The organism is Hymenobacter artigasi (genome assembly GCF_012275535.1).
Taxonomy (GTDB): Bacteria; Bacteroidota; Bacteroidia; order Cytophagales; family Hymenobacteraceae; genus Hymenobacter; species Hymenobacter artigasi.
Genome location: NZ_JAAVTK010000034.1, coordinates 1 through 5,715, shown reverse-complemented (window position 1 = coordinate 5,715; position 5,715 = coordinate 1). Strand labels below are relative to the sequence as shown.

Annotated in this window: 4 protein-coding genes; 2 read left to right on the top strand and 2 right to left on the bottom strand. The window is 63.3% G+C overall.

Annotated elements, in window-relative coordinates:
• Positions 1 to 93: 93 nt before the first annotated feature.
• Positions 94 to 552: an acyltransferase family protein gene (locus tag HBN54_RS23120; RefSeq protein ID WP_168675616.1), complete on the top strand. Its 459-nt coding sequence runs from the start codon at positions 94 to 96 to the stop codon at positions 550 to 552.
• A gap of 13 nt (positions 553 to 565) precedes the next feature.
• On the opposite strand, the gene HBN54_RS23115 is transcribed toward HBN54_RS23120, so the two are convergent.
• Positions 566 to 2,656, bottom strand: coding sequence for a hypothetical protein (locus HBN54_RS23115; RefSeq protein ID WP_168675615.1), 2,091 nt, complete (start codon positions 2,654 to 2,656; stop codon positions 566 to 568).
• Positions 2,657 to 2,840: 184 nt separating this feature from the next.
• Between HBN54_RS23115 and HBN54_RS23110 the strand changes: the two genes are divergently transcribed.
• Positions 2,841 to 4,919: an OmpA family protein gene (locus tag HBN54_RS23110; protein WP_168675614.1), complete on the top strand. Its 2,079-nt coding sequence runs from the start codon at positions 2,841 to 2,843 to the stop codon at positions 4,917 to 4,919.
• 91 nt (positions 4,920 to 5,010) lie between these two features.
• Here the strand turns inward: HBN54_RS23110 and HBN54_RS23105 are convergent, their stop codons facing one another.
• Positions 5,011 to 5,439, bottom strand: coding sequence for a DUF4844 domain-containing protein (locus HBN54_RS23105; RefSeq protein WP_168675613.1), 429 nt, complete (start codon positions 5,437 to 5,439; stop codon positions 5,011 to 5,013).
• Between the last annotated feature and the right edge of the window lie 276 nt (positions 5,440 to 5,715).

Below are 5,715 nucleotides of genomic sequence, written 5' to 3'. Positions count from 1 at the left end.
CACTCCAGCATCGGCTATTCAAAACCTTATCAATTTCACCAACAACAACTTAACAACATCACCTAATTCTCTCCTGCTTAACTAGACCACCTCATGCTACTATATTTAATGCAGTTACCACAGGGCCGTACTTGGCAGCGCTACGGTCTACTTCTGGTGGCATATCTTCTGGGATTGCGGGCTAGTGTGGGTCGCATAGGGGGTCTAGACCTCTACTACCACGACTCTTTTTCGGCTAAAGTAGTGGCGGTTGTCATCACGGCTTTTTTTGTGGTAATGGCGCTTGTAGCCTTCCGTAAAATCGACCTAAGCCGGTTTACTTGGCTGGCATGGCTGGGGGCTTTAACCTATCCCCTCTATCTGCTGCATAGCGACATTGGCTTTATCATCTTCCATCGCCTGCAACATGTAATCAATAAATATGTGCTGGTAGGGGGCACCTTTATGCTGATACTAATGGCTGCTTACCTAGTGCATGTATTCATCGAGAAGCGCCTGAGCAAACTGCTGGGAAAGCAAGTAAACCGATTACTAGATATGCTGGCAAAATAATATTATCTTTCAACTACCGCCGCCCTACCCGCCACTCGGCCGCCAGCTCGAAATACGGCAGCACCCGGCGCGCTTCCTGCGCCAAATCCACGGCCGTGTAGCTGCTACCCGAGTACGCTCCCTTACCCACCGAATAGGCCGAATACGTGCGCAGCCATTGCAGCCAGATACTAGCTGTGAGGTTGAAGCCGGCCGTGGCGCGGCGCTCTACGGCCACTTCCGGCCCCTGCTGCCGCGTGATGCTGTGCAGGTAGATGAGCTGCGAGGCCGGCCCGGTGGGGTTGTCGAGCTGCAGAGCAGCGCGGCCGTAGTTGCGCTGCTCCAGCAGGCGGTAGCCCAGGCGCAGGCTGGTGCTGCCCCGGCGGCCCACCCAGCTTTGCCGCCCGCCGATGGACAGGTCGTGCGTCACGCTGGTATCGAGCGGGCTCTCGCGGAAGCGCGTCCAGTCGAGCTGGCCCACGCGGTTTTCGCGGCGCTGGTAGTCGGCCAGCAGCAGCAGGAGGGGCCGCACCTGGTAGGTGATGCTCTGGGTTTGCTCCAGCACGCGGCTGGCGCGGTTGCGGGCCTGCTCGGTAGTCTGGTCGCGCACCTGGTAGCTCACCCACAGGTGATAATTGGAGCGGATGCTCCACCGGCCGGGGGCCCAGGTGAAGCCCGGCTCCCAGTGCAGCAGGTGGTCCACATAGTTCTCGGCACTTTGGCTGGCCCTGATGAAAACCGTTTGGCGGTACTCGCCGGCCACGCCCAGCGTGGTGCGGAAGGCCCCGGCCCAGCGGCCCGTCCAGGTGAGGCGCAGTAGGTGCTGGGCCTCGTCGCGGGTTTGCTGGTTGTCTTTGCTGGGAGCATCTACGCGCAGCAACTGGGCCGAGCCCAGTAGGGCCAGCGCGTGGCGCGGGCTGGGCAGCCAGGTGAGGTTGCCCAGCCACAGGATGGTTTGCTCCTTAATGTCCTTCACCTGCTCGCGGGCCAGGGCGGTGGCCAGGCGCGGCACGCTCAGAAACCGGGAGTTGTCGAGGTAATACGACCGGGTGCGCTCCCGATAGCCGAAACTGATGGACGACTGCAGCTTGGGCCGGGCAAAGCGCAGCTCCTGGCGGGTATCGAGCTCGCGCTGCCGGTAACCCACGTCCTGCAAAGTATCGGCCCGCTCGCCCAGCCGCCGGTACCGGAACGCCCGGCTGGGCAGCAGCAGGCTGTTATCCGAGCGCAGCGTGGCAAACTCATTGATGCGGTACGAAGCCCCCGCCTGCACCGCCACCGTATCGGACTGAATGCGCTGAACGGAGCCCAGCAGGTAGTCCTCGGCGCGGTTGGTGCGGTAGCCCACGCGGCCCTGCACCACCAGCGGTGCGCCCGCCAGAAAGGCCTGCTCGCCGGCGGCCTCGGCCACCAGCCGCTGCATGGTGCGCGGCCCCAGGCGGGCGCGGGTGCCCAGCACGCGCAGCGCCAGCGGCGCGGCCAGCGGTCCGTTTAGGAAGTACAGCGCCGCCGCGTCGAAGCCGAAGGCGAAGCCCGCGTCTTCGCGGCCGTTGCGGCGGTCGGTGGCCAGGCCGCCCAGCACCGTGAGGCGCATCTGGCTCAGCGTATCGGTGGGCGAGGCGGCCCGCAGGCGGCGCTGGTAGCCCAAGCGGCCCAGCCACAGGCCGGTGCGGGTGGCATTGGCCCGGCTTTGGTCGTAGTGCAGCTGCTGGCCCAGCTGCCAGTGGTTGGCCGCGTCGAGGGTGAATACGTCGGCCACATCGGCCCCGTAGTCTTCCCGCACGAAGGGTGGCGTGCCCCGCGAGTCGTAAATCATGTCGGTGCCCACGCGGTAGCGCAACTGTTGGCGCGGCCCCAGACGCAGGTAGCCCCGCGCCCCGCTGGTTTGCACGAAGGTGCTCACACCTACGCGCCGCGCCCGGGCCACCAGCAGCAGCGCCGTATCGGCCCCGGCCGGCCGCAGGCCCCGAAATACCGGCCCAAACGCGGTAGCGCCCACCAATACCTGCGCGCGGCCGGCCAGCGGCAGCAGCGCCGCCAGCAGCAGCAGCGCGGCCATGCGCCGGCCGAGCGCCACGCTCAGCGCTACGATGCTCTTACCCGCCGAAAACCACCGGATTACCACGTTTGTCCGGCCCCCGACTTACTCCCTTCGGCGGGCCGTAGCGGGAAGGTAGCACATTGCGCGGGGAGGCTCCGAAAATAGTTTTTCGTTAGGTTAGCTGTCGAAACCCCGGCCCATCCCCGGCCGCGCTGATGTAAATTTGCCCGGGGCCCTATTGCCACTTCTCTTTTCTGCTATCGTTACCATGAATAATTATCTTATCAAACGCCTGCTCACGGCTGCGCCGCTTGCGCTGGGGCTGCTGGCCGCTACTTCGGCCCAGGCCCAGCACGTGCAATGGGCCGCCCGCCTGGTGGCCGTGTCGTCGCAGAAAGCCGATGGCAAAGACCCGTTTGCCCCCTCGCAGGTGCTGGGCGTACCCAACGCCCTGCCGCTGGGCCAAATCAGCAACGAGGCCTGGATTCCGCGCAAGGAAGGTCCCAACGAGTTCATCGAAGTGCGCTTTGCGCGCTCGGTAGCCGCCCAGCAGGTCACTATTGTCGAAAACTTCAACCCCGGCTCCATCACCAAAGTCGAGCTGGTGGATACCAAGGGCGTGCACCACGAAGTGTATGCCAACGCCAACCCCGGCCCCCTGCCCGAGCCCTCGCGCACGCTGGAAGTGAAGTTTCCGGCCGCCGAGTACCGCACCCTGGGCGTGAAGGTGTACATGAACACGGCCAAGGTGGAAGGCATCAACCAGCTTGATGCCATCGGCATTGCCGACGTGGTATCGACCATGGTGAAGCAGGCCTTCACCGGCGAGAAGGGTCCCGAAGCCGTAAAATCGAGCCAGTTCGACTCCTCCTTGGTGAACCTGGGCCCGAACGTGAACTCGCGCTACGTGGACACCCACCCCGTGATTTCGCCCAACGGCCGCACGCTCTACTTCGCCCGCGAAGGCAACCCCGGCAACGTGGGTGGCAACCGCGACCCGCAGGACGTGTGGTACTCCACCCTGATTAGCGGTAAAAACAAGACCTGGAGCCTGGCCAAGAACATGGGTGGCCCCATCAACACCCCCGACGACCCCAACGGCCTGGCCTCGGTATCGGCCAACGGCCAGAGCGCCATCCTCATCAACATCTACAACCGCGACGGCACCATCGACCCGCAGGGCTGTAGCCTCAGCAAGCGCACCCGCATGGGCTGGACGCAGCCGGTGAAGCAGGAAATCAAGGACTTCGTGAACCTGGACAAGGAGCACGTCGACTTCTTCCTGGCCACCTCGGGCCGCGCCCTGCTCATGGCCGTGGAGCGCCCCGAAGGCCGTGGCGGCCAGGACCTGTTCGTGAGCTTCCCGGTGCCCGAAACCACCAACACCTGGAGCAAGCCTATCAGCCTGGGGCCGAACGTGAACACAGACAAATCGGACTTCGCGCCCTTTTTGGCGGCCGATAACAAGACGCTGTATTTCGCCAGCGACGGACGCGGCGGCTATGGCAAGTCCGACATTTTTTATACCAAGCGCCTCGACGACAGCTGGACCAACTGGAGCCCGCCCCGCAACCTGGGCCCGGTGGTGAACTCGCCCGATTTCGACGCCTACTACACCATTTCGGCCGCCGGCCAGGATGCCTACCTGGTATCGTCGCGCAACGGTATTGAGGGCTCACGCGATATTTTCCGCATCTCGCTGGCCCCTGCCTTCCAGCCCGAAGTAGTGACGCTGGTAACCGGCAAAGTGCTCGACGTGAACACCGGCAAGCCCATCCGGGCCACCATTCACTACGAAAACCTGCTCACGGGCGAGGAAATCGGCGTGGCCGAAACCGACCCCGTGGACGGTTCCTACACCATTGTGCTGCCCAGCGGTGTGCAGTACGGCTACCGTGCCGAGGCCAAAGGCTACATCGCCGAGAACGCCAACCTCGACGTGACGGCCAAGGACAAATACTCCGAGCAGAAGCAGGACCTGTTCCTCGTGCCCTTCAACGTGGGCCAGACCGTGAAGCTGAACAACATCTTCTTCCAGCAAAGCAAGTACTACCTCACCACCAGTTCCTACCCCGAATTGCTGCGCCTCATCCGCATCATGAAGGACTACCCGACGGTGGAAATCAAGCTCTCGGGCCACACCGACAACCAGGGCGACCCCGCCCTGAACCTCAAGCTGAGCCAGGACCGGGTGAACGAGGTGAAGAAATACCTCGGCAGCCACGGCATCAAAGGCGAGCGGGTGACCACCGAAGGCTTCGGCGACACCAAGCCCCTGGCCAGCAACGACCAGGAAGAAACCCGCATGAAAAACCGCCGCGTGGAATTCACCATCACCAAGAAGTAGCCCCGGTCCAGCGTCGGGAAATTAATCGGGCCCCGGTCCTGCTGATGTCAGCAGGGCCGGGGCCCGATTGCGTGGGGATGGCCAAGGTCCGTTACTTTGTTCCCGGGCCTTCGACGAAGGCCATGAGCCGGCCCTCGGAGCTTTCGAGCCCGACGATGTCGAGCAGGTCCTGGAAGTATTCGGCTACCTGCTCACGGTCTTCCTGCTTGGGGGTGAGGGACTGGAGGCGCGCCAGGCCCGATTCCAGGCTCTTGTAGTAGGCCTCCTTGGTAGGCTGGCCGTGCGTGATGGCGAGAAAGTCGTTGGCCGACTGCACCAGAATTCGGTTGAGCATCGGGCGCACTTCGGCCGGCAGGGTCGATTTGCGGCGGCCTACTACCACCTCTACCTGGGTCTGGTGGAGTATTTTTTCCAGCTGCGTCACGGCTTTTTCGGGCACGGAGTGAGGCGCGGGAGTCACGCTCTGGGCGTGGCCGGCCAGAGCGGTAAAGGTGAACAGCGTGAGTAGCAGCTTCTTCATTTGAGTGGGTTTGGAAAGGAATTTTTCTAATACCAAATGTAGTATTTAGTTGAACCACTTGGTGCGTTCGCATGAAAAAACAATGAAATTTTAGCACTACCTGGCTGATAGTCCCTACCTTAAATCAGCCGCTTATTACAAGTAAATAGCAAAAAGCCCGGCCGGGGGGGGGGGGGGGGGGGCCGGGGGGGGGGGGGGGGGGGGGGCCCGCGCGGGGGGGGGGGGGGGGGGGGGGGGGGGGGGGGGGGGGGGGGGGCGGGGGCGGGGGGGGGGGCG

Bases quoted from the DNA above. Each gene is read 5' to 3' on its own strand.
- HBN54_RS23105 (WP_168675613.1), bottom strand. From the start codon at position 5,439: ATGAAGAAGCTGCTACTCACGCTGTTCACCTTTACCGCTCTGGCCGGC.
- HBN54_RS23120 (WP_168675616.1), top strand. From the start codon at position 94: ATGCTACTATATTTAATGCAGTTACCACAGGGCCGTACTTGGCAGCGC.
- HBN54_RS23110 (WP_168675614.1), top strand. From the start codon at position 2,841: ATGAATAATTATCTTATCAAACGCCTGCTCACGGCTGCGCCGCTTGCG.